General features: G+C 66.5%; 24 protein-coding genes. 10 read left to right on the top strand and 14 right to left on the bottom strand.

Features of this window, described 5'->3' with window-relative positions; genetic code table 11:
- Nucleotides 1-40 precede the first annotated feature (40 nt).
- The 5 genes from R2733_15005 to rpmF all read right to left on the bottom strand — a co-directional run bounded on the left by R2733_15005 (nt 41) and on the right by rpmF (nt 3,177).
- Complete coding sequence (locus tag R2733_15005) at nt 41-868, bottom strand: DNA-formamidopyrimidine glycosylase family protein (GenBank protein MEZ5377813.1); 828 nt, start codon at nt 866-868, stop codon at nt 41-43.
- On the bottom strand, nt 861-1,580 hold the full coding sequence (gene rnc / locus R2733_15000) for a ribonuclease III (protein MEZ5377812.1): 720 nt from the start codon (nt 1,578-1,580) through the stop codon (nt 861-863). Before rnc ends, R2733_15005 begins: the two co-directional genes overlap by 8 nt.
- Nucleotides 1,580-1,846 (bottom strand): phosphopantetheine-binding protein, encoded by a 267-nt coding sequence (locus R2733_14995; GenBank protein ID MEZ5377811.1) that lies wholly within the window; start codon nt 1,844-1,846, stop codon nt 1,580-1,582. The genes rnc and R2733_14995 overlap by 1 nt, the downstream gene beginning before the upstream one ends.
- A gap of 106 nt (nt 1,847-1,952) precedes the next feature.
- Nucleotides 1,953-2,951, bottom strand: a complete 999-nt coding sequence (plsX, locus tag R2733_14990; protein ID MEZ5377810.1) for a phosphate acyltransferase PlsX — start codon at nt 2,949-2,951, stop codon at nt 1,953-1,955.
- Between the two features lie 46 nt (nt 2,952-2,997).
- Nucleotides 2,998-3,177, bottom strand: coding sequence for a 50S ribosomal protein L32 (gene rpmF, locus R2733_14985; GenBank protein ID MEZ5377809.1), 180 nt, complete (start codon nt 3,175-3,177; stop codon nt 2,998-3,000).
- Between the two features lie 260 nt (nt 3,178-3,437).
- Here rpmF and R2733_14980 point away from each other — a divergent pair, with 260 nt between their 5' ends.
- The gene (locus R2733_14980) at nt 3,438-4,112 is read left to right on the top strand and encodes a hypothetical protein (GenBank protein MEZ5377808.1); all 675 of its coding nucleotides are present in this window, start codon (nt 3,438-3,440) and stop codon (nt 4,110-4,112) included.
- A gap of 24 nt (nt 4,113-4,136) precedes the next feature.
- Here R2733_14980 and R2733_14975 read toward each other — a convergent pair whose 3' ends face one another.
- The 4 genes from R2733_14975 to R2733_14960 form a co-directional block, all read right to left on the bottom strand.
- Nucleotides 4,137-4,679: a DUF177 domain-containing protein gene (locus tag R2733_14975; GenBank protein ID MEZ5377807.1), complete on the bottom strand. Its 543-nt coding sequence runs from the start codon at nt 4,677-4,679 to the stop codon at nt 4,137-4,139.
- Nucleotide 4,680: 1 nt separating this feature from the next.
- The gene (locus R2733_14970; protein MEZ5377806.1) at nt 4,681-5,235 is read right to left on the bottom strand and encodes a hypothetical protein; all 555 of its coding nucleotides are present in this window, start codon (nt 5,233-5,235) and stop codon (nt 4,681-4,683) included.
- Entirely contained in the window at nt 5,232-5,711 is a 480-nt protein-coding gene (coaD, locus tag R2733_14965; protein ID MEZ5377805.1) for a pantetheine-phosphate adenylyltransferase, read from the bottom strand. Before coaD ends, R2733_14970 begins: the two co-directional genes overlap by 4 nt.
- A 148-nt stretch (nt 5,712-5,859) precedes the next feature.
- Complete coding sequence (locus R2733_14960; GenBank protein MEZ5377804.1) at nt 5,860-6,498, bottom strand: RsmD family RNA methyltransferase; 639 nt, start codon at nt 6,496-6,498, stop codon at nt 5,860-5,862.
- Between the two features lie 32 nt (nt 6,499-6,530).
- Here R2733_14960 and R2733_14955 point away from each other — a divergent pair, with 32 nt between their 5' ends.
- The gene (locus tag R2733_14955; protein ID MEZ5377803.1) at nt 6,531-6,707 is read left to right on the top strand and encodes a hypothetical protein; all 177 of its coding nucleotides are present in this window, start codon (nt 6,531-6,533) and stop codon (nt 6,705-6,707) included.
- Nucleotides 6,708-6,807: 100 nt separating this feature from the next.
- Here the strand turns inward: R2733_14955 and recG are convergent, their stop codons facing one another.
- Nucleotides 6,808-9,000, bottom strand: coding sequence for an ATP-dependent DNA helicase RecG (gene recG / locus R2733_14950; protein MEZ5377802.1), 2,193 nt, complete (start codon nt 8,998-9,000; stop codon nt 6,808-6,810).
- A gap of 294 nt (nt 9,001-9,294) precedes the next feature.
- Here recG and R2733_14945 point away from each other — a divergent pair, with 294 nt between their 5' ends.
- Entirely contained in the window at nt 9,295-9,534 is a 240-nt protein-coding gene (locus tag R2733_14945; GenBank protein MEZ5377801.1) for a hypothetical protein, read from the top strand.
- A 67-nt stretch (nt 9,535-9,601) separates the two neighbouring features.
- Entirely contained in the window at nt 9,602-11,275 is a 1,674-nt protein-coding gene (locus R2733_14940) for a phosphoenolpyruvate carboxykinase (ATP) (protein ID MEZ5377800.1), read from the top strand.
- Nucleotides 11,276-11,354: 79 nt separating this feature from the next.
- Here the strand turns inward: R2733_14940 and R2733_14935 are convergent, their stop codons facing one another.
- Nucleotides 11,355-11,714: a hypothetical protein gene (locus tag R2733_14935; GenBank protein ID MEZ5377799.1), complete on the bottom strand. Its 360-nt coding sequence runs from the start codon at nt 11,712-11,714 to the stop codon at nt 11,355-11,357.
- 74 nt (nt 11,715-11,788) lie between these two features.
- Between R2733_14935 and R2733_14930 the strand changes: the two genes are divergently transcribed.
- Nucleotides 11,789-12,082, top strand: coding sequence for a hypothetical protein (locus R2733_14930; protein ID MEZ5377798.1), 294 nt, complete (start codon nt 11,789-11,791; stop codon nt 12,080-12,082).
- A 114-nt stretch (nt 12,083-12,196) separates the two neighbouring features.
- On the opposite strand, the gene R2733_14925 is transcribed toward R2733_14930, so the two are convergent.
- From R2733_14925 to R2733_14915, 3 genes are all read right to left on the bottom strand, one after another.
- Nucleotides 12,197-12,991, bottom strand: coding sequence for a PIG-L family deacetylase (locus R2733_14925; protein ID MEZ5377797.1), 795 nt, complete (start codon nt 12,989-12,991; stop codon nt 12,197-12,199).
- 93 nt (nt 12,992-13,084) lie between these two features.
- A complete protein-coding gene (locus R2733_14920; protein ID MEZ5377796.1) occupies nt 13,085-14,230 on the bottom strand; it encodes a CaiB/BaiF CoA-transferase family protein in 1,146 nt (381 codons plus the stop codon).
- A gap of 82 nt (nt 14,231-14,312) precedes the next feature.
- On the bottom strand, nt 14,313-15,188 hold the full coding sequence (locus R2733_14915; protein MEZ5377795.1) for an alpha/beta hydrolase: 876 nt from the start codon (nt 15,186-15,188) through the stop codon (nt 14,313-14,315).
- Nucleotides 15,189-15,253: 65 nt separating this feature from the next.
- On the opposite strand from R2733_14915, the gene R2733_14910 reads away from it, so the two are divergent.
- The 5 genes from R2733_14910 (at nt 15,254) to R2733_14890 (ending at nt 18,599) form a co-directional block, all read left to right on the top strand.
- Nucleotides 15,254-15,736 (top strand): GNAT family N-acetyltransferase, encoded by a 483-nt coding sequence (locus tag R2733_14910; protein MEZ5377794.1) that lies wholly within the window; start codon nt 15,254-15,256, stop codon nt 15,734-15,736.
- A complete protein-coding gene (locus R2733_14905) occupies nt 15,733-16,398 on the top strand; it encodes a redoxin domain-containing protein (GenBank protein ID MEZ5377793.1) in 666 nt (221 codons plus the stop codon). The genes R2733_14910 and R2733_14905 overlap by 4 nt, the downstream gene beginning before the upstream one ends.
- Nucleotides 16,398-16,982: a hypothetical protein gene (locus tag R2733_14900; GenBank protein ID MEZ5377792.1), complete on the top strand. Its 585-nt coding sequence runs from the start codon at nt 16,398-16,400 to the stop codon at nt 16,980-16,982. The genes R2733_14905 and R2733_14900 overlap by 1 nt, the downstream gene beginning before the upstream one ends.
- Nucleotides 16,983-17,017: 35 nt before the next feature.
- Nucleotides 17,018-17,473, top strand: a complete 456-nt coding sequence (locus R2733_14895) for a DUF3291 domain-containing protein (GenBank protein ID MEZ5377791.1) — start codon at nt 17,018-17,020, stop codon at nt 17,471-17,473.
- A 76-nt stretch (nt 17,474-17,549) separates the two neighbouring features.
- A complete protein-coding gene (locus tag R2733_14890) occupies nt 17,550-18,599 on the top strand; it encodes a CoA ester lyase (protein MEZ5377790.1) in 1,050 nt (349 codons plus the stop codon).
- The last annotated feature ends 11 nt before the right edge of the window (nt 18,600-18,610 follow it).

The raw sequence follows: 18,610 nt of genomic DNA, 5'->3' as shown, positions 1-18,610 counted from the left end.
TCGCAGGAACCCCAAAGGCCCCCAGGGCCGACGGGTTCCCCTAGACCTGGGTGTTGCAGTAGTAGACGGTGCGGCCCTTGAACTGCGCCTTCTCGATCGGGAGCCGAGAGCGGGGGCTGAGATCGCCGTCCTTGCCATAGACCGCCAGGTGGTCCCCGTACTCACCCGGCGCACCGGTGAGATCGATGAACGGGCGACTCTCGAGCGACACCCCACGGTACTTGATGGCGTCGTAGAGGATCCCGACCACCGATCGGTAGAGGCGACGCAGCTCCTGCGTCGACAACTCGTTGGCCGGACGGTCGAAGCGCAGCCCGGCGTCGAACAAGATCTCGTCGGAGTAGATGTCGCCGATGCCGACAAAGGCGCTCGGGTCGGTCAGCACGGTCTTGAGCGGCGCATCGAATGACTTCATGTAGCGCTCGAAGATCACCCACGAGATGGGGCGAGCCAACAGATCGAGACCACCGGCGTTCGGTAGGACGTCGTTCAGTTCCTCGGTCGGGACCACGGCGATCTGAGAATCGGTCCCGGGGTCGACGACTCGGAGGTCGCCGCCCTGGGTGAAGGTGAAGACGAGCGCCGTTCCCGACTCGGTCGACTCCTTGCTGGCCACCCGGGAGAGCGACGCATCGCCGAGGAGCTCGATCACGATCGAGTGTTCGTTGTTCAACTGCAGCACGATGGCGAGGTCGATGCGCTCGACCACGACCACCTTCGCTCCATCGACCAGGTCGGAGAAGCTCTTCTTCGTACGGTGACGCGGCATCGTCTTGAGCACCTTGATGTCGACGCTCTTGATCTTGCGCCCGGCGATGTCGCGTTCGAGATCTCGCTTCAGCGTTTCGATCTCTGGAAGTTCAAGCATTGCTCTCGCCCATTTCCCCTGCGTGTGAAGCATTGAGGGCCGACCACGCTGCGCTTGCCGCCGCTTGTTCAGCCCGTTTCTTGGATGTACCCGAGCCCTCGCCCCGTGCGATCCCCTGCACGAGCGCGACAGCCACGAAGTTCTTGTCGTGGTCCGGCCCCGAGCCGGTGATGCGGTAGACCGGCGAGCCGAGTTCGAGCTGCGCGGTGAGTTCTTGGAGGCGGGTCTTGTAGTCGAGTCGACCCGGCCGCTGCGCCCCGTGGGCGATCTGCTCGCCAAGACACTCGAGCACGATCTCGTTGGCACGCTCCCAGTCACTGTCGACGTAGACCGCACCGATCACCGCCTCGAAGGCGTCGGCGAGGATCGATTCCTTGTTCCGCCCGCCGGACATCTCCTCGCCACGGCCGAGGCGGAGGTCGTCGCCCAGCCCGATCTGCTGGGCGACGTCGGCCAACGTGGTGGTGTTGACGACCGAAGCTCGCAGCTTGGCCAGTTGCCCCTCGGGCAGTTCGGGGTAGGCCGAATGGATGTAGCCGGTGACCGCCAACCCGACGACAGCGTCGCCGAGGAACTCGAGCCGCTCGTTGGACTCGGCGTCGTCGTTCTCGGCGCAATAGCTCCGATGCGTGAGCGCGAGGGTCAGCAGCGCTTCATCTCGAAACGCATACCCGAGCCGCTCATGAAGGGAGTTCTCGCTGTCGGCCGTGATCAGGACTCGGCCCCCGCCTTGGCGTAGACGTAGTCGACGGCATCGCGGACGGACTTGAGGTCCTGCAGGTCTTCGTCGTCGATCCGGAAGCCAACCGTGCGGTCGGCGAGTTCTTCCTCGAGCGCTTCGACCAATTCGATGAGCGCAAGCGAGTCGGCCTCGAGATCGTCGGCGAACGACGCACCTTCGCGGATTTCCTCGGGTTCGATTTCCAGGATGTCCGCCAAGCGGTCGCGCACCAGTTCGAGGACTTCGGCACGGGTCATTGGGGATTGCTCCATATGGGTCTCGGCAGGCATTCGTGCTCCTCGGAGGGGCCAGAACGCCGAGAGTGTAGCCGGTCCGTGGCCGAGTGGAGTGCTTGAATTCGATTCAGGAACGCGAGTCGATCATGTCGCGCAGGCGGTCGACGATGCCGTCATCGGCGATGCCCGCCGCTGTGATGATCGAACGCGCGATCGTGGCTGCATCGGACGAACCGTGTGAGATGCACGACACCCCACGGACGCCCAAGAGGAGCGCCGTACCGGTCTGCTCGGTGTCGAGACGATCGATGACCGGGTTGATCAGTGGCGCGATGACCTCGCTGGCCTGCGCTCCTTCGGGCGTCGAGGCCATGGCAGCCCGCAGTTGGGTCCGGGCGACCAACATCGCCCCCTCGATCGACTTCAGCACGACGTTGCCGGTGAACCCGTCGCAGACGATGACATCGCAGACGCCGAGCATCAGGTCGCGACCCTCGACGTTGCCGATGTACTCGGCGCCGACGTCGGCCGCCCATCCCGGCTCCTCGAGGAGCTTCGCTGCGTCCTTGACCAGCTGGTTTCCCTTGCCCGCCTCCTCGCCGATGGTGAGCAGCCCGACCCGGGGGCGTTCGACACCGAAGCGGACGCGGTTGTGCACGGCACCCATCTCGGCGAATTGCACCAGCCACTCCGGCTGGCACTCGGCATTGGCACCGCAGTCGAGGAGTGTGGTCTCGGTGGAGCCGAAGACCGGGAACGGCACGGCGATGGCCGGTCGGGTCAGACCTTTGATTCGGCCCATCCGCAACAAGGATGCCGCCATGGCCGCGCCGGTGTTGCCGGCACTGACCAGGGCACACGCCTCGCCATCGCGAACGGCCTCGGCCGCACGCACGATCGAGGAATCCTTCAGCCGCCGCACGCTTGCGGCCGGCTCGGCGCCCATCTCGACGACCTCGGACGCCGGCTTGATCGGGAGACTGCCGACGTCGCCGAGGCGGTCGGGATCGCCGACCAACAGGACACCGACGCCCTGCTCAGCGGCCAGACGCGCCCCTTCGACCAGCACCGATGGCCCGCTATCGCTCCCCATTGCGTCGAGCGCAACGGGCAGACGTCCGCTCATGAGCGTCGTGTGGTCATGGCAGGTGGATGCCAGCGCCGAGCGGCGCTCAGCCGACGTCGAGTGCCTGACGGCCCTTGTACCAACCGCACGAACCACAGACCCGGTGCGGCAGCTTGGCGGTGCCACAGCGAGAGCAGCTGCTCATCGCCGGGGCGCTGAGCTTCCAGCTCCCTGCCCGACGGCTGCGGGTCTTGGCCTTCGACTTCTTCTTCTTCGGTACGGCCATGAGTGGGTTCCTGAACGTCTCGATCCGATGTGCACACCGGCCGGTGGCACGAACGCTGAAGGATAACGGGGCCGAATCCCGATTCCCTCCACGGCGGCGGCGAGTCACAACGAGACGTTGGGCTCACCGCACGAGCGAGACCGCCACCAACCGACGGTGCCATACTGCGGCAAGCGGCGAACTCACCGCGACCAGCAGCGCCGTGAAAGCAGCACAGCGGCACGACCGCCGCGACCGCCACGTCCAGGAGGGAAACGGGCATGACCAACACACCACCCCCGTGGGATCCCGGATCGGGTGACCCCGTACCGCCGTCGTTCCCGCCGCCGGGAGCCGCACCCCCGGGATCCACACCACCAGGATCCGTACCGCCGCCGGCCACTGCCTACCCACCGCCGGGATCCCCGCAATCGCCGCAGCAGCAACCGCCGCCGTACCAACAACCGGGGTATCAGCCGCCCGGGTATCAGCAGCCGGGCTACCAGCAACCGGGCCCGGCGTTCGACGCTCCCGAGCCCCAGCGCCGCAAGCGCAAGATCTGGCCGTGGGTGCTCGGCATCTTCGCTCTCTTCGGCCTCGCCATCGGCGGCTGCAGCTTCGTGTTGTACCGAGCGGTCAAGGGTCCGATCGACCAGGCCAACGAGTTCCTCGCTGCCGTCGACGCCGGCGACCTCGATGCCGCTGCGGCCATGGCGTCGAAGGACGCTCGCTGCTTCGGCGAAACCGCCCAACGCGACCTCACCGACTACTTCGGCAACGCCGACATCACCGGCTATCGCCTGTCGTCGGTCAACGTGTCGAACACGAACGGTGACTCGACCGGTGACGTCTCGGGGACCATCGACATCGCCGGTCAGCCGACGGCGCCCATCGCGTTCTTGATGGTCAAGGAGGGCGGCGATTGGAAGGTGTGCGGCATCAACATCGAAGGCTGAACGCGCGTCGCGCCCCTCGCTCGGTCAGTCGAGCTCGATGTCCGACAGCGCCGCCCAACGGGGATCCGGAGCGGGCGGCTCTGCCGCCTTCTCGGCCAGCTGCCGTTCCCACTCGTCGGCGGTAACGGCGGGATAACGCTCGGGATCGGGCCCGGCACAGTCGTCGCGACACAACGGGGCCAGCGGAAGCCCGACCAGCACGGCATCACGCACGAGCGGGAGCAGATCGATCTGCTCGCCGTCGAAGTCGATGATGTCGGAATCGTCGGGCGCCTGAACCTGGAAGATCTCGTCGATCGGTGCGGTGGTCTCGCCCCGCACATCGTCGAGACAACGACGGCACTCACCTTCCCAGCCGAAGCTGACCTCGCCCAGCACCGTGACGCCGCGCTCGATCGAGTCGACCACCACCGAGCCAGTGACCGGCTCCTCGTGGCGGAAGCGGCTGGAGATGACACCGAGCGGCGGGAGTACAGCGTCGATATCGAGCGTCATGCGCTCGCCCAGCCGTCGCCGGAGTTCGGTGACGTTCACCAGCAGATGCCGTGTGGGACGCGGTGACTCCATCTCAATCCCACTCGGCGTAGGTGCCGTCGGGATGCGTCGCGTCGTCGGGCGCCGGTGGAGGCGGTGGCAGCTGGTCGGCGGCGGAGGTGCCGAGAAGCTTCTCTCGACCTTGCTGCACGGTTCGCTGGGTCTTCTCGAGCACGATCTCGAACGATGCCAACTTCTGGTCGCAGTAGTCCTCGACCTGATGACGCAGCATGCGGGCCTCGGCCCGGGCCTCCTCCACGATCGCCCGGGCCTTGGCATCGGCGGCCTTGACCACCTCTTGCCGTTCGATCATCCGAGCCACCTGGGTCCGGCCTTGCTCGATCAGTTCGTCTCGCTCGTGTTCGGCCTGCAGGAGGAAGTCGTCGCGCTCCTTGAGCAGCCAGCGAGCGGCGCGAAGCTCTTCGGGGAGGCGAGCCTGTGCTTCTTCGAGGAGGTCGAGGAGCTCGTCGCGGTTGACCTTCACGGTCGACGACATCGGCATCGGACGAGCCTGCGAGATGATGGCGATCACATCGGCGAGGATCTCATCGACCACCGGGGCGGTGTACTGATTCGATTGCGCAGTCATGACGGGAACCTCTCATTGAGTTGAGCGGCGACAGCGGAGGGGACGACGGAATTGATGTCGCCGCCCATGGCGGCGATCTCCCGCACATAGCGACTCGACACCAGCGAGGCCTCACCCATGGCGGGGGCGAACAGCGTCGGCACGCCGGCAGTCAGCGAGTTCATCGCCGCCTGCTGCATCTCGGCGTCGAGGTCACCGGCACCACGCACCCCCTTCACGAGGCAGTCGGCTCCGAATCCGATGGCCGCAGCCGTGGCCAGCCCGACGAAAAGTTCGACCCGAACGTTGGTGAGGCCGGCGACCGCGCTGCGGATCATGGCGACCCGCTCGTCAGGGGTGAACAGTCCTGACGGCTTCTCGGGATTGTGCCCGACACCGACGATCAGGTCGTCGAACAACGGCGCAATCGTCTCGATCACTTGGAGATGACCGTTGTGGATCGGATCGAAGGAGCCTGGGTAGAGGGCAACTGACACGTGGATTCCTTGTGGTCGACCCAACCCATGTTGGACCGACGCTGTCGCTGGACGAAACATCTCCTGCCCAAGCGTCAACGAACGCCGACGCTGTCCCCCCGCTTCCGACAGAGTAGCGGGCCCAAGACGATGGCGACCGCGCGAAGCGCTACTCGTCGCTTCGGTCGACCTCGCTTGCGACAGCGTCGTCGGGCGTCGACGAGGAGTCGAGCGACCCCCCTACCTCGAGCGACGCCCCTACTTCGAGCGACCCCGTGACCTCGATCGACCCGGCGGCCAGCGACGCGATGACGATCTTTGCCCGGCCGTAGCTGCGTCGCCGTTCCTCGACCCACCGGTCGGTCAGCGCGATCGGGCGCTCGGCATGACCGACGATCAGATCGGCGTCGATGCCGGCCAGGAGGGTCTCCCAGATGTCGAGCCGGTACGGCGGGTCACAGAAGGCGATGTCGGCGTGCCCGATCGTCTGGATCGCCCGCTCGACCGGCATCGACAAGATCGTTGCGCGTTCGGCGAACCCGAGCGTGGCGAGATTCCCCTCGAGAGTGCGGAGCGCGTTGCGGTCGCTCTCGACGAACGTCACGTGCGCAGCGCCTCTCGACAGACTCTCGAGCCCGAACGATCCGCTGCCGGCGAACAGGTCGAAGACGACGGCGTCATCGACGCCACCGAGGCTGACGAGCATGTTGAAGATCGCCTCTTTGGCCCGGTCGGTGATCGGGCGAGTCCCCCGCCCCTCGGGGGCCTTGATCGTCCGTCCTCGGGCCGTCCCGGCGATGATGCGCACGGGCCGACGCTACCGGGAATAGCGTCGGGGGTATGCCGATGCCCGATGCCGAGATCGTTTGTGTCGACTGTGGGGGCACCTGCTACCCGCTCGGTTGGTTCCCCGAGGACGGCGAACTCGATCCAGGCACGGTGCTCCCCTATCGCTGCAAGGACTGCCTCGACCGCTGGGACATCGTCATCGCCGACGACGACACCGACGCCTACTGACCCCCAACCAAAATCCACGCAACTTTGGAGAGTTGGCACCTCTGAGCGGCAACAACTCTCCAAAGTTGCGATGGTCTTTTGGGTGACGGCGGTGGTGGGGTCAGCCTTTGAGGAGGAATTCGGCGTCGGCTTCGTCGAGGAAGACCTCGAGCTCGGCGGCGAGGGCCGGATGATGGGCGAGCGTGGGGTCGGCGTCGACCAGCTCGATGGCGACCTTGCGAGCCTGCACGACGGTCTCGCGATCGAGCCGTAGCGAGGCCAGCTTGAGATCGTTGCGACCCTTCTGCCGCTCCCCGAGGATCGTGCCCTCACCCCGAAGGTCGAGATCGACCTCGGCCAGCTCGAACCCGTCGGTACTGGCAACCAGCGCTTCGAGTCGGGCCTCGCCGTCGGGTGTGGTGGCCTCGCCGACGAGCCAACACGTGGATGCGTGCGCCCCACGCCCCACCCGGCCGCGCAACTGGTGGAGCTGGGCGATGCCGAACCGGTCGGCGTCGAGGATCACCATGATCGTGGCGTTCGGCACGTCGACACCGACCTCGATCACGGTCGTGGCCACCAAAACGTCGAGATCACCCCGCCGGAAGGCGTCCATGGTGGCGTCCTTGTCGGCCGGCGCCATCTTGCCGTGCAGCAACCCGATCGCTTCGCCAGCGAGTTCGACCATCTGCAGTCGCTCGTAGATCGACTCGGCCGACGCGACCTCGAGCTTCTCGGACTCGTCGATCAGGGGGCAGACCACATAGACCTGACGTCCCTCGGCGATGGCCGAACGCACCGATGACCACATGGCATCGAGCGCCGTCGCGGCGTCGGGCGCCAACTCGCCTTCGAGCGAACCCGGCGCCCGCACCCAACGAGTGTCGATGGGTGTACGACCCGGCGGGAGCTCGTCGAGGATCGACACATCGAGATCGCCGTAGACGGTCATCGCTGCGGTGCGCGGGATCGGTGTTGCCGTCATGACGAGGACGTCGGGGAGCGCGTCGCCCATGGACTTGTCGCGCAACGCCGCCCGCTGCTCGACACCGAATCGATGTTGCTCGTCGATCACGACGACCCCGAGCGAATGGAACTTCACCTTGTCCTGGATGAGCGCGTGGGTGCCGATCACGAGGTCGACCTCGCCGACGACGAGATCGTTGAGGATGCGCCGCCGATCGGCGGCGGCGGTCCGGTTCGACAACAGCTCGATCTTGAGAGGCCGATCACCGAGCAGGCTGTTGGGCGCCGGCACGGTGAGACCGTCGAGCATACGGCGAATGCCTGCTGCGTGCTGCTCGGCCAAGACCTCGGTGGGCGCCATCATCGCCGCCTGGTGCCCGCCATCGATCGCGGCGAGCATCGACGCCACCGCCACCATGGTCTTGCCCGCACCGACATCGCCCTGGAGCAGACGGTGCATCGGGATCGGCCGAGTCAGATCGCGCCCGATCTGATCGATGGCCCGTTGCTGGGCGCCGGTGAGCGGAAACGGCAGGCTCTGGTAGAACCGCTGCACGAGCGGGCCGCCGACCGTGTGCACCAGCCCCACCTCGGTCGCCTCGATGGCCCGTTTGCGCATGACCAGTGCAAGTTGCATCCGAAAGAGTTCATCGAAGACCAGGCGACGCTTGGCGATCATGGCTTCGGCCATCGACTCGGGTTCGTGGATCCCGGTGATCGCCGCCTGCCGGTCGATGAAGTCGAATCGATCGAGGATCGACATCGGCAGCGGATCAATGATGCCCCGCGCCCCGTCGCCGACCGTGCGCCGCAGCGCCTCGGCCACGAAGCCGACGACGTCGTTGGTGTGCAAGCCCGACTTCTCCGACTGTGGGTAGACGGGAATGATGCGACCCGTCTGGTTGCCGACGAGGTCGACCACGGGGTTCGACATCTGTCGTTCGTTGCGGAAGAACGACAGCTTCCCGTAGACCACGGCCTCCCGACCCTCGACCAGCTGGCGCGTCCGCCAGTGCTGGTTGAAGAAGGTCAGCTTCATCGAGGTGTGACCGTCGGTGACGGTCGACGTGACCATCACCCGATTTCCCTTGATTCGACGGGACTCGGTGCGTTTGACGGTGACGAACACGCTCGCTTCCTCGCCGTCGTGCAATTCGGCGATCCGCGCCTCCTTGGTGCGGTCGATGTAGCGACGCGGATAGTGGGTGAGAAGGTCGAGCAGTGTGGCGATCTCGAGGGCGGCCAGCCCCTTCAGCTTCTTCTCGCCGACACCGTTGAGTCGGGCGACGCCGATCGCCTGGAGATCGCGGTACCCGAGGGGTCCGGTGGTCGGCGTGGCGGGCGTCATAGCAACTCCAGTGTGCAGCGCCGGAACCGTGAGTCCACGCTCGTGACTTGCAAGCGTTTACACTCCCGTGCAGCAGAAATGCGACGCGGATACGTCGCACCGATGGGCGCGATTACCCGGAGCGATACTGTACTTCCGGGCTTTCATCGGCCCCGGGACTTGGCGTACCCTTGGATTTCACGTCGCCTTCGGGCGGCGGTGCGGCGCACGATGTCGTGCACCACATCAGGTGTGAGAACCAAGGCGCGACGCCGCTCGGCACAGCGCAATCACAAGACGGAGAACGAGGAACTCATGCAAGGTGTGGTGAAGTCGTACGACCCAATGACCAAGGATGGTGTCGTCCTGAGCGAACGAGATCTCACCGAGATCGATCTCGCCGAGGACGCCCTTCGAGGTTCGGTCTTCCGGATGCTCCGACCGGGACAGCGAGTGAACTTCGACCTCAACGACCAGCACCAGGCCATCAGGGTCCGGCTCGGTTCCGAGGTCGACATGGGCACCCCCGCCTGGCTGCAGGAAGACGACGACTGAGCAACCCGGCCACCGTCTCCGCGGTGACCACTCCCCCACCCGTTCGACAACGACGTCGGAGTACCACGTGACAACAAACCGTACGACCGCTGATGTAGCCGCAGAGCTCGAGGAGAAGTTCGGCCTCAAGGGCATCGATCTCCAGTTCGGGCTCAGCCAGGACGACCTCTTCCACGAGGCCATCGCCAACGACCGTGGGCGCGTCAGCCTCGACGGTCCAGAAGACGCCCAGAAGGCCTTCCCGACCGCCCTCGGCGTCGACGGCCCGCTCGTCTACTACAGCGACCCCACCTGCACCGGTCGCCCGGTCCAAGACACCTTCGCGGTGGCTCGCCCCGAGTCCATCGACACCGTCTGGTGGAAGAACGACTTCAAGCAGTTCGACCCCGAGAAGTTCGACGAGCTGCTCCCGCGGGTGATCGACCACCTGAACGCGAAGAACGCCCGGCTCTACGCCACCGACGTCTTCTGCGGCACCGACCCCGGCTTCTCAGAGGCTTACCGCTTCGTCGGCGAGTACGCCACGCACGCCTACTTCTGCAACATCATGTTCCCCAAGGGCATCCGCAACGATGCCGACCGGGCCGAGAACGGTTGGACCCTCATCAACGTCCCGTCGTTCGAGTGCGACCCCGAGCGCGATGGCACCCTCACCAAGCGGGCCGTCATCATCGACCTCGGCAAGCGTGTGGCGCTCGTGCTGGGCAAGGCCGACTACTGCGGCGTGAACAAGAAGACCATGTTCACACTCATGAACTACGTGCTGCCGGCCAAGGGTCAGCTGTCGATGCACTGCTCGGCCAACGTCGGCCCCAACGGCGATTCCGCCATCCTCTTCGGGCTCTCCGGCACCGGCAAGACCACGCTGTCGGCCGATCCGAACCGTCTCCTCATCGGCGACGACGAGCACGTCTGGACCGAGGGCGGCATCTCGAACTTCGAAGACGGCTGCTACGCCAAGCTGATCGACCTCGACAAGGACAACGAGCCGGTCATCGCCGCCGCCATGTCGATGAAGAACACACTCATCGAGAACGTGCCGGCGCTCCCGGGCAAGGCCATCGAGGCCACCGACCCGCAGGAGTTCGACCTCACCGACGACTCCATCACCGAGAACACCCGGTTCGCCTACCCGCTCACGTGCAACCCCGGCGTTGCCGAGGGCGCGCGGGGCCCGCACCCCGAGACCATCGTGCTGCTGACAGCCGATGCGTTCGGCGTGCTGCCGCCGGTCTCGATCCTCAATGCCGACGAGGTCATGTACCACTTCGTCACCGGCTTCACCTCGAAGCTGGCCGGTACCGAGGTCGGCGTCACCGAGCCGCAGGCCACCTTCTCGGCCTGCTTCGGCGGACCCTTCATGTCGCAGAAGCCATCGGTCTACGCCCAGCTGCTCGCCGATCGGATGGAGAAGCATCAGACCCGCTGTGTGCTGCTCAACACCGGTTGGTCCGGTGGCGGCTATGGCGTCGGCAAGCGCATGTCGCTCAAGTACACCCGGGCGCTGCTCGACGCGGCCCTCAATGGCGACCTCGACGACGTGCCGACCGAGACCCAGGAGATCCTGGGTCTGCGTATGCCCACGTCCTGCCCCGGCGTTCCTGACGAGATCCTGAACCCTCGCAACACGTGGGAAGACAAGGACGCCTACGACGCCAGCGCCACCAAGCTGCGCGACATGTTCCGGGCGAACTACGAGACCAAGGGCTTCTCCGAGCTCGGTATCGCTGCCGCCATGTGATCGATCGGTGTGGCTGCCCGCCGCGCCGAGGAACACCATCGACCCCGTCCGGCATTCGCTGGGCGGGGTCGTTCGCGTCTCAGGCGAGGAAGATGGCGCGCAACCCGAGACCCATCAAGAACAGACCGCCGAACCCATAGAGCAGGTAGGTCCAGGCTTCGAGCTGTTGTCGGTAGCTGTAGATGATCCCGACCGAGGCGAACGCGACGAATCCGTAGAACATGTGGAACTCGCCGATCTCCTTCTCCTCGAGCTGGAGGGCGAGGACACCGAGCAGCACCTGGATACCGATCGCGACTTGGGCCGCGGCGGTGACGATCCACAAGGCACGGTGACGGAGCGCCGGGAGACGATGGGCTCCCAATGCCCAGAGACCGGCGACGGCGTTGGACACCACGACCACCCAGGCCCAGACACCGTGGATCCCTGCAAACGTCACGGACCGCATCGTACCGGCGCCTGCTCGGCCGACATCGTCCCTCGTGGCCCGGGTCGCCCACTACCCTGCCCCCGATGAAGCACCGCCAGTACTACGTCGAACAGCTGGCGGCTTCGGGCCGCGACCTCCCGCTCGTCGGCGGCGATCTCATGGTCGTGCGCTACCCGGAGAACCCAAATCTGGACTGGGAGCTCATCGTGAGGACCCGGGCAAACGAGGCGCTCGACCAGGCGCCCTACCGCCTACTGATCTCGGGACCCGAAGGCAGCTTCACCGGCGATGCCGTGCTGGTCCGCTCCGACGGTCGAGCCCACGTGTTCCGAGGAGCAGGCGACCTCGGCGGCTTCGACGAAGGCGATTTCGCCTGACCCACGTGACCGAAGGCGATTTCGCCTGACCCACGTGACCGAAGGCGATTTCGCCTGACCCACGTGACCGAAGGCGACTTCGCCTGACCGAGATGCCCCGACCCGATGTGGGCGTCAGAGCCCGGGAAGGAGCTCGACCACTTCGGGACCGCCGGTACCGGTCACGCCAGGAATGGCGTAGGTCTCCCAGCCGAACATCGTGACGAACGCTTCGTCGGGCATGGCCAGGAAAAAGTCGTCGGGCGAGACCTGCGAGCGATGCTGCGAGAGGGCCTCCTTCTTCACCTCGGCGAACGCCGTGGCGTCGATCTCGTACGACAGATCGTTCTCGGGCATCCCGAACTCTGCAAAGTCGTCGGGATCGGGCAGATCGGCATCGGGCCCCAGGTGTTCTCTCATCGCGCTGAAGCCGGCGAGGGCACGATCGCGGTTGACGGTACCCAGGTAGACATGGTCGAGGCCGACCAGCTCGGCGGCTCGGAGGCCGACCTGATGCACCTTGATGTGGTCGGGATGGCCGTACAAACCATGCTCGTCGTAGATCGTGAGGACGTCGGGCTCGATCTCACGTAGCAGATCGGCCAGTCGGCCCGCGGCGTCGTCGAGATCGGCTTGCCAGAAGCAGGCCGGATTGTCGTTGGCCGGCTCGCCCATCATCCCCGAGTCCTCATAGCCCATGAGCAACAGCTCGGCGCCGAGGATCTTGGCCGACCGTTCCAGCTCGACCAGACGTCGCTCAGCGAGCGGCTCACCGTCAGCCAGGACTCCCGGCTTCGGTTCGCCCTGCTCACCGTTGGTCGCCGTGATCAGCACCACTCGATGACCGGCGGCCGCAGCCTTGGCCATGAGGCCGCCGGTACCGATGGCTTCGTCGTCGGGATGAGCGTGGAAACACACGAGTGTCGACATGGTGCAAAGGCTAGGAGGACCGCGCCCGAAGCCGCGAGATCGAGCTCGCCGCCGGAAGGCGCCAGGCCGAGCTCGGCGCCCAAAGGCGCAAGATCAGGCGATCGCTCCGCCGGAGCGGAGGTTGGCGATCGCGTCGGCGTCGAAGCCGTAGTCGGCGAGGACCTCGTCGGTGTGCTGACCCGGGTGCGCCGCCGGTGCCGGCGTGCCGGGTGAGGTCTTGGAGAACCGAGGCGCCGGCGCCGCCTGCGTGAGTCCGGCCACCTCGATGAAGGTGCCGCGAGACACGTTGTGCGGGTGCTTCGATGCGTCGTCCATCGACAGCACCGGGGCGAAGCAGACGTCGGTGTGCTCCATGATCTCGCACCATTCGGCACGGGTCTTGGTCTTGAACACCTCGGCGACGATCTCCTTCATGGCGGGCCAGTCGCCGCGGCTGTTCTGCGACGGGAAGTCGGCACGCTCGCCCAGCCCGGACAGCCGCATCAGCTCGGCATAGAACTGCGGCTCGATCGAACCGATCGAGATGTAGAGACCGTCGGAGGTCTCGTAGACGTCGTAGAACGGCGCGCCGGTGTCGAGCATGTTGGTGCCGCGCTCGTCGTTCCAGAACCCGCTGGCCCGCATGCCCCAGAACATGTTCATCAGGGCAGCGGCACCGTCGACCATGGCGGCGTCGACGACTTGGCCTTCACCGGTGGAGCGGGCCGAGATGATGCCGCACGCCAGACCGAACGCCATCAGCATCCCGCCGCCGCCGAAGTCGCCAACGAGGTTGAGCGGGGGCATCGGCGCCTCACCGGCACGACCGATGGGCTCGAGCGCCCCGGCAAGCGCGATGTAGTTGATATCGTGCCCGGCTGCGAGTGCGTAGGGACCTTCCTGGCCCCAGCCGGTCATGCGTCCGTAGACGAGCTTGGGATTCCGGGCGAGGCAGACGTCGGGCCCGAGACCCATCCGTTCGGTGACACCGGGGCGGAAGCCCTCGATGAGGCCGTCGGCCTGCTCGATCATCTTGAGCACGGTCTCGACGCCTTCGGGGTTCTTCAGATCGACGCCAATCGAGCGGCGACCGCGGGTCAGTGCGTCCTTCGGCGGGTTGGCAGGGTCGCCGCCCGTCACGGCCGACGAACGCTCGACCCGGATGACCTCGGCGCCCATGTCGGACAGCATCATCGCAGCGAACGGGCCAGGCCCGATCCCGGCGAGCTCGATGATCTTGACACCCTGCAATGGACCCATGGACTGCTCCTGCTACTCGGCGAACGTCGCCAACGTAGAACGCTGCGCCCGAGAGGACAAAGCGAGTCGACCGCGTTGTCGCTCAAGCGATCAGCGTCGCCGCCTCAGCCGCAAGGCGCGACCACAGCGCGGGCGGGAGATCGTGGCCCATGCCGTCGATCTCGACGTACCGAGCTCCGGCGACGCACGCTGCGGTGTGCCGACCTCCCGACGGGTCGATCAGGGTGTCGGCCGAGCCGTGCAGGACGAGCGTAGGTGCCCTCACCGCGCCGAGTTCGGCGTCGCGCATCGGGCTCGCAAGCACCGCTCGGTACTGCCGGGCCGTGCCCTTGGGATCGATCCCGTGATCGAACATCGCCTCGCCCTTCGCCCGCACCCACGCCGGGTCCCACAGCGCCGGCGACGCCCAGTAGCGCTCGGTCTCGACCCGGTGATCGAGCCAGCCGGCGCGGTCGTTCGGCGGCACCGACAGCAGCCCTGCCTTCGCCGACGCACTCGGATGGCCCACGCTCCGATTGCCGGTGGAGGACATCAACGACACCAGGGCGAGGAGACGCTCAGGATGGTCGATCGCCAACTGCTGGGCGATCATCCCACCCATCGACTGTCCGAACACAACGGCTCGATCCCAGCCGACGGCGTCGAGCACGGCCACGGCGTCACGCGCCATGTCGGCCAGTCGATACCCGGGCTCGGTCGGGCTCGACGCCGTGATCCGACTGGACCGACCGAGGTCACGATTGTCGAACCGCACGACGTCGAAACCGACGGCCAGGAGCTCGTCGACGAAACCCTTCTGGTACGCCACCGACGGCGAACCCAGGCCGTTGATCAGTAACAGCGGTGTGGCTCCGTCGCCCCCGACGAAGTGCTGGTACCACAGCTCTACGTCGCCATTGCGGGCGTAGGCGCCAGCCACACGATCGGGATCGGGCGGATGCGGCATCGGTTCGCTCATGAGCTCTTCCTACTCCCTCCGGCGGCGCGGTGTCATGCGCACCGGCCTCGGCGAGACTGACCGCCGTGCCCGAATCAACCATCAACCCGCTCGCCGTCGCCGGCCCCGACCTCGGCGCCCGCCAACTCCATGATCTCCTCAAGCTGCGGGTCGACATCTTCGTGGTGGAACAGGAGTGCCCGTACCACGAGATCGACGGGCGTGATCTTCTCGACTCGACCGAGCACGTCTGGCTGGCCGACGAGCTCGGCCCTCGTGCCGCACTGCGAGTGCTCGCCGACCCCGAGGGTCGACGCATCGGCCGTGTCGTCACTCGGGCCGACCAACGGGGTCAGGGCCTCGCTGCGCAATTGATGGAATGGACCCACCACCACATCGGTTCCGTGGTCACCGTGCTCGACGGGCAGAGCCATCTCCGAGCGTTCTACGAGCGCCTGGGCTACGAGGTGTCCGGTCCTGAGTTCATCGAAGACGGCATTCCCCACCTCCCCATGCGACGCACACCGAACGACGCCGATCACCGACCCCGAACCATGGACGAACGATGAGCAAGGCCGCGATCGCGGCGGTCCTCCTGGGCGGACTCGCTGCGCTCGCCGTGTTCGGCCCGCTGCTCGGCGACGGGTCCTCCGGCACATCGAGCGACCCGCCGGAAGAAGCCGCGAGCGACACGCCGACCAGCGCTCCGACAACAAACGCACCAAACCCAGCCGCACCAACCCCACTCGCACTGACCGAGGCACCCCCGATGCTCGGCCCGGCACCTGATCTCGTCGAGCTCGACGGCTGGCTCCAGACCGATGCCGCAAGCTTCGCCGACTTCGCCGGTCGCGTCCGCGTCGTGCAGTTCTGGACCTTCACCTGTTCGAACTGCCGCAACACCCTGCCCCACCTCCAGGCGCTCCACGCCGATGCCGGGCCGCGTGGCCTCCAGATCATCGGTGTGCACGCACCCGAGTTCGATCGAGAACGGGATCCCGCGGCGGTCGCCGCGGCTGCGATCGAGCTCGGCGTGACCTGGCCGATCGCCCTCGACACGGAGAAGGTCAACTTCCGCGCGTGGCAGGGCAATCGGCGGTTCTGGCCCCGTACCTACGTGATCGACCAGGCCGGGGAGATCCGTTTCGACCACATCGGCGAGGGTGCCTACGACGAGTTGACGGCCACCGTCGACTGGCTCCTCACGAACCCACCATCAGCAGGATCGTGATGCGACTCCTCATCGAAGGCATCGCGTCGGCGCCGCTCCCGTGCTCGCTCACGCTGCTCGTCCCCGCCTTGGCGGTCGCGCTGGCGGCGCGAACCGAGTCGACGGCAGGACTCCTCGGCTTCGGCGCGACGGCCGTCGGGTATTCGTGGCTCCGTTTCGCCGATCGAACCGAACCGTTGCCCTCGCTCACCATTGCCGGACTGGTCGCAGCCGGCGCGATCGTGTTGGTCCTGCCCGTGGTGCGGCGGCTCGATGTGGTGTCGGCGCTGGGCGGAGTACTCGTCGGGATCGGAGCCGCCGCACTGTGGGAGCCGTGCGTCGGCGCCGAGTTCGGTCACCTGCTCGATCGCCTGCCGAGCCGCGGTGCGGTCGGCTTCCTCCTGTTCGCCGCCTATGCCCTCGGTGTGCTGTCGCCGATCGTGGCGATCGGTGTCGCTTTGCACCTGTTGCCCGACGGGATCACCCTCCCGATCCGTCCTGCAATGCTGGCGGTCGGCACGGGGGCGCTGGCGTTGCTGGCGTTCACGGTCGCCATCGGACAGCACGATCAGGTGCTGGGCCAGCTGTCGCGCCTGTCGACCTGACCCGGATCACCACCGATCGGGGACATACTGCAACGATGACGACTTGGCATCTCGCGCAGTGCAACATCGCCGTCGCAAACGGACCGACGGACAGTCCGGTGATGGCCGAGTTCATGGATGCCCTCGACGCCATCAACGCCGCAGCCGACGCGGCATCGGGGTTCGTCTGGCGTCTCGCAGACGACAACGGCAACCTGACCGACGTGCGGGTCTTCGACGACCCCGACACGCTCATCAACATCTCGACGTGGGTGTCGATCGATGCCTTCCGGGCCTATGTCTACGGCGAGGCACACGGCCCCTACGTCAAGCGCCGCCGCGAGTGGTTCTCGAAGCCAACGGACCTCCCGGTGCTGGTGATGTGGTGGGTGCCCGAGGGCACCGAGCCGAGTGCGCTCGAAGGCAGGCGCCGGCTCGAACTGCTCGCAGCCAACGGGCCCGGGCCCGAGGCGTTCACGTTCGCCAAGCGATTCGGGCCGCCCGCCACCTGAGGACCGCGAGCCGACGACGAGCGTCACACTCGACGGTCTCGACTCAGGTGACACAAACCTTCTACTCTGCTTGGTCGTGCGCAGCTCCAAGGACTTCTTCAAGCCTCTCGCCGTCGGTGCCCCGGCCCCGGTCCGCGAGATCCCATTCGCCCCCTCCCGGATGATCCACTTCTTCCCGCCGTCGAACGAGAAGATGGTGGCGAAGGTCCCCGACATCGCGCCGACCGTCGACATCCTGCTCGGCAACCTCGAGGACGGTGTGCCGGCATCCGACAAGGAAGCCGCACGGGCCGGGCTGGTCCAGGTTGGCAAGACCGTCGACATGGGCAGCACCCAGCTGTGGACCCGGGTGAACTCGCTCGACTCGCCGTGGGCGCTCGATGACCTCACCACGCTGGTCACCGAGATCGGCGACAAGCTCGACGTCATCATGATCCCGAAGGTCGAGGGCCCCGAGGACATCCATTACGTCGACCGCCTGCTGGCCCAGCTCGAAGCCAAGGCCAACCTGTCGAAGCCGCTGCTGGTCCACGCCATCCTCGAGACAGCTCGCGGCGTGGCCAACGTCGAGGCCATCTGCGGTGCCTCGCCCCGGATGCAGGGCCTCTCGCTCGGACCAGCCGACCTGGCCGCCAACCGCCGCATGAAGACCACCCGGGTCGGCGGCGGCCATCCTGGCTACCTGGTCCGCAACGATCCGTCGGGCGACGACATCCACGAAGCGCGCGCCACCCATCAGCAAGACCTGTGGCACTACACCATCGCCCGCATGGTCGACGCCTGCGTGATGCACGGCATCCTCCCGTTCTACGGGCCCTTTGGCGACATCAAAGACACGGTGGCCTGCGAAGACCAGTTCCGCAACGCCTACCTGCTCGGCTGTGTCGGCGCTTGGAGCCTGCACCCCGTCCAGATCGACGTGGCGAAGAAGGTCTTCTCGCCCGATCCGGCCGACGTTGCCCATGCCCAGCGGGTCATCGACGCCATGGGCGACGGCACCGGCGCCATCATGCTCGACGGCAAGATGGAAGACGACGCCTCGGTCAAGCAGTGCCACGTGATCGTGGAACTGGCTAAACGCCTGTCCGAGCGCGACCCCGAACTCGCCGCCACCTACGGCTTCTAGAGAAAAGACAA

Source organism: Acidimicrobiales bacterium (genome assembly GCA_041394265.1).
Taxonomy (GTDB): domain Bacteria; phylum Actinomycetota; class Acidimicrobiia; order Acidimicrobiales; family SZUA-35; genus JBBQUN01.
Note: the sequence above shows the minus strand (reverse complement) of the source record. Positions and strands in the feature narration are given on the sequence as shown.

Coding starts and splice junctions, on each gene's coding strand:
- R2733_14900 (MEZ5377792.1), top strand. CDS start 16,398: ATGCGACTCCTCATCGAAGGCATCGCGTCGGCGCCGCTCCCGTGCTCG.
- R2733_14970 (MEZ5377806.1), bottom strand. CDS start 5,235: ATGACTGCGCAATCGAATCAGTACACCGCCCCGGTGGTCGATGAGATC.
- R2733_14920 (MEZ5377796.1), bottom strand. CDS start 14,230: ATGGGTCCATTGCAGGGTGTCAAGATCATCGAGCTCGCCGGGATCGGG.
- R2733_14930 (MEZ5377798.1), top strand. CDS start 11,789: ATGAAGCACCGCCAGTACTACGTCGAACAGCTGGCGGCTTCGGGCCGC.
- R2733_14955 (MEZ5377803.1), top strand. CDS start 6,531: ATGCCGATGCCCGATGCCGAGATCGTTTGTGTCGACTGTGGGGGCACC.
- R2733_14995 (MEZ5377811.1), bottom strand. CDS start 1,846: ATGACCCGTGCCGAAGTCCTCGAACTGGTGCGCGACCGCTTGGCGGAC.
- plsX (MEZ5377810.1), bottom strand. CDS start 2,951: ATGAGCGGACGTCTGCCCGTTGCGCTCGACGCAATGGGGAGCGATAGC.
- R2733_14915 (MEZ5377795.1), bottom strand. CDS start 15,188: ATGAGCGAACCGATGCCGCATCCGCCCGATCCCGATCGTGTGGCTGGC.
- R2733_14895 (MEZ5377791.1), top strand. CDS start 17,018: ATGACGACTTGGCATCTCGCGCAGTGCAACATCGCCGTCGCAAACGGA.
- R2733_15005 (MEZ5377813.1), bottom strand. CDS start 868: ATGCTTGAACTTCCAGAGATCGAAACGCTGAAGCGAGATCTCGAACGC.
- R2733_14905 (MEZ5377793.1), top strand. CDS start 15,733: ATGAGCAAGGCCGCGATCGCGGCGGTCCTCCTGGGCGGACTCGCTGCG.
- R2733_14975 (MEZ5377807.1), bottom strand. CDS start 4,679: ATGGAGTCACCGCGTCCCACACGGCATCTGCTGGTGAACGTCACCGAA.
- R2733_14945 (MEZ5377801.1), top strand. CDS start 9,295: ATGCAAGGTGTGGTGAAGTCGTACGACCCAATGACCAAGGATGGTGTC.
- rpmF (MEZ5377809.1), bottom strand. CDS start 3,177: ATGGCCGTACCGAAGAAGAAGAAGTCGAAGGCCAAGACCCGCAGCCGT.
- R2733_14925 (MEZ5377797.1), bottom strand. CDS start 12,991: ATGTCGACACTCGTGTGTTTCCACGCTCATCCCGACGACGAAGCCATC.
- recG (MEZ5377802.1), bottom strand. CDS start 9,000: ATGACGCCCGCCACGCCGACCACCGGACCCCTCGGGTACCGCGATCTC.
- R2733_14980 (MEZ5377808.1), top strand. CDS start 3,438: ATGACCAACACACCACCCCCGTGGGATCCCGGATCGGGTGACCCCGTA.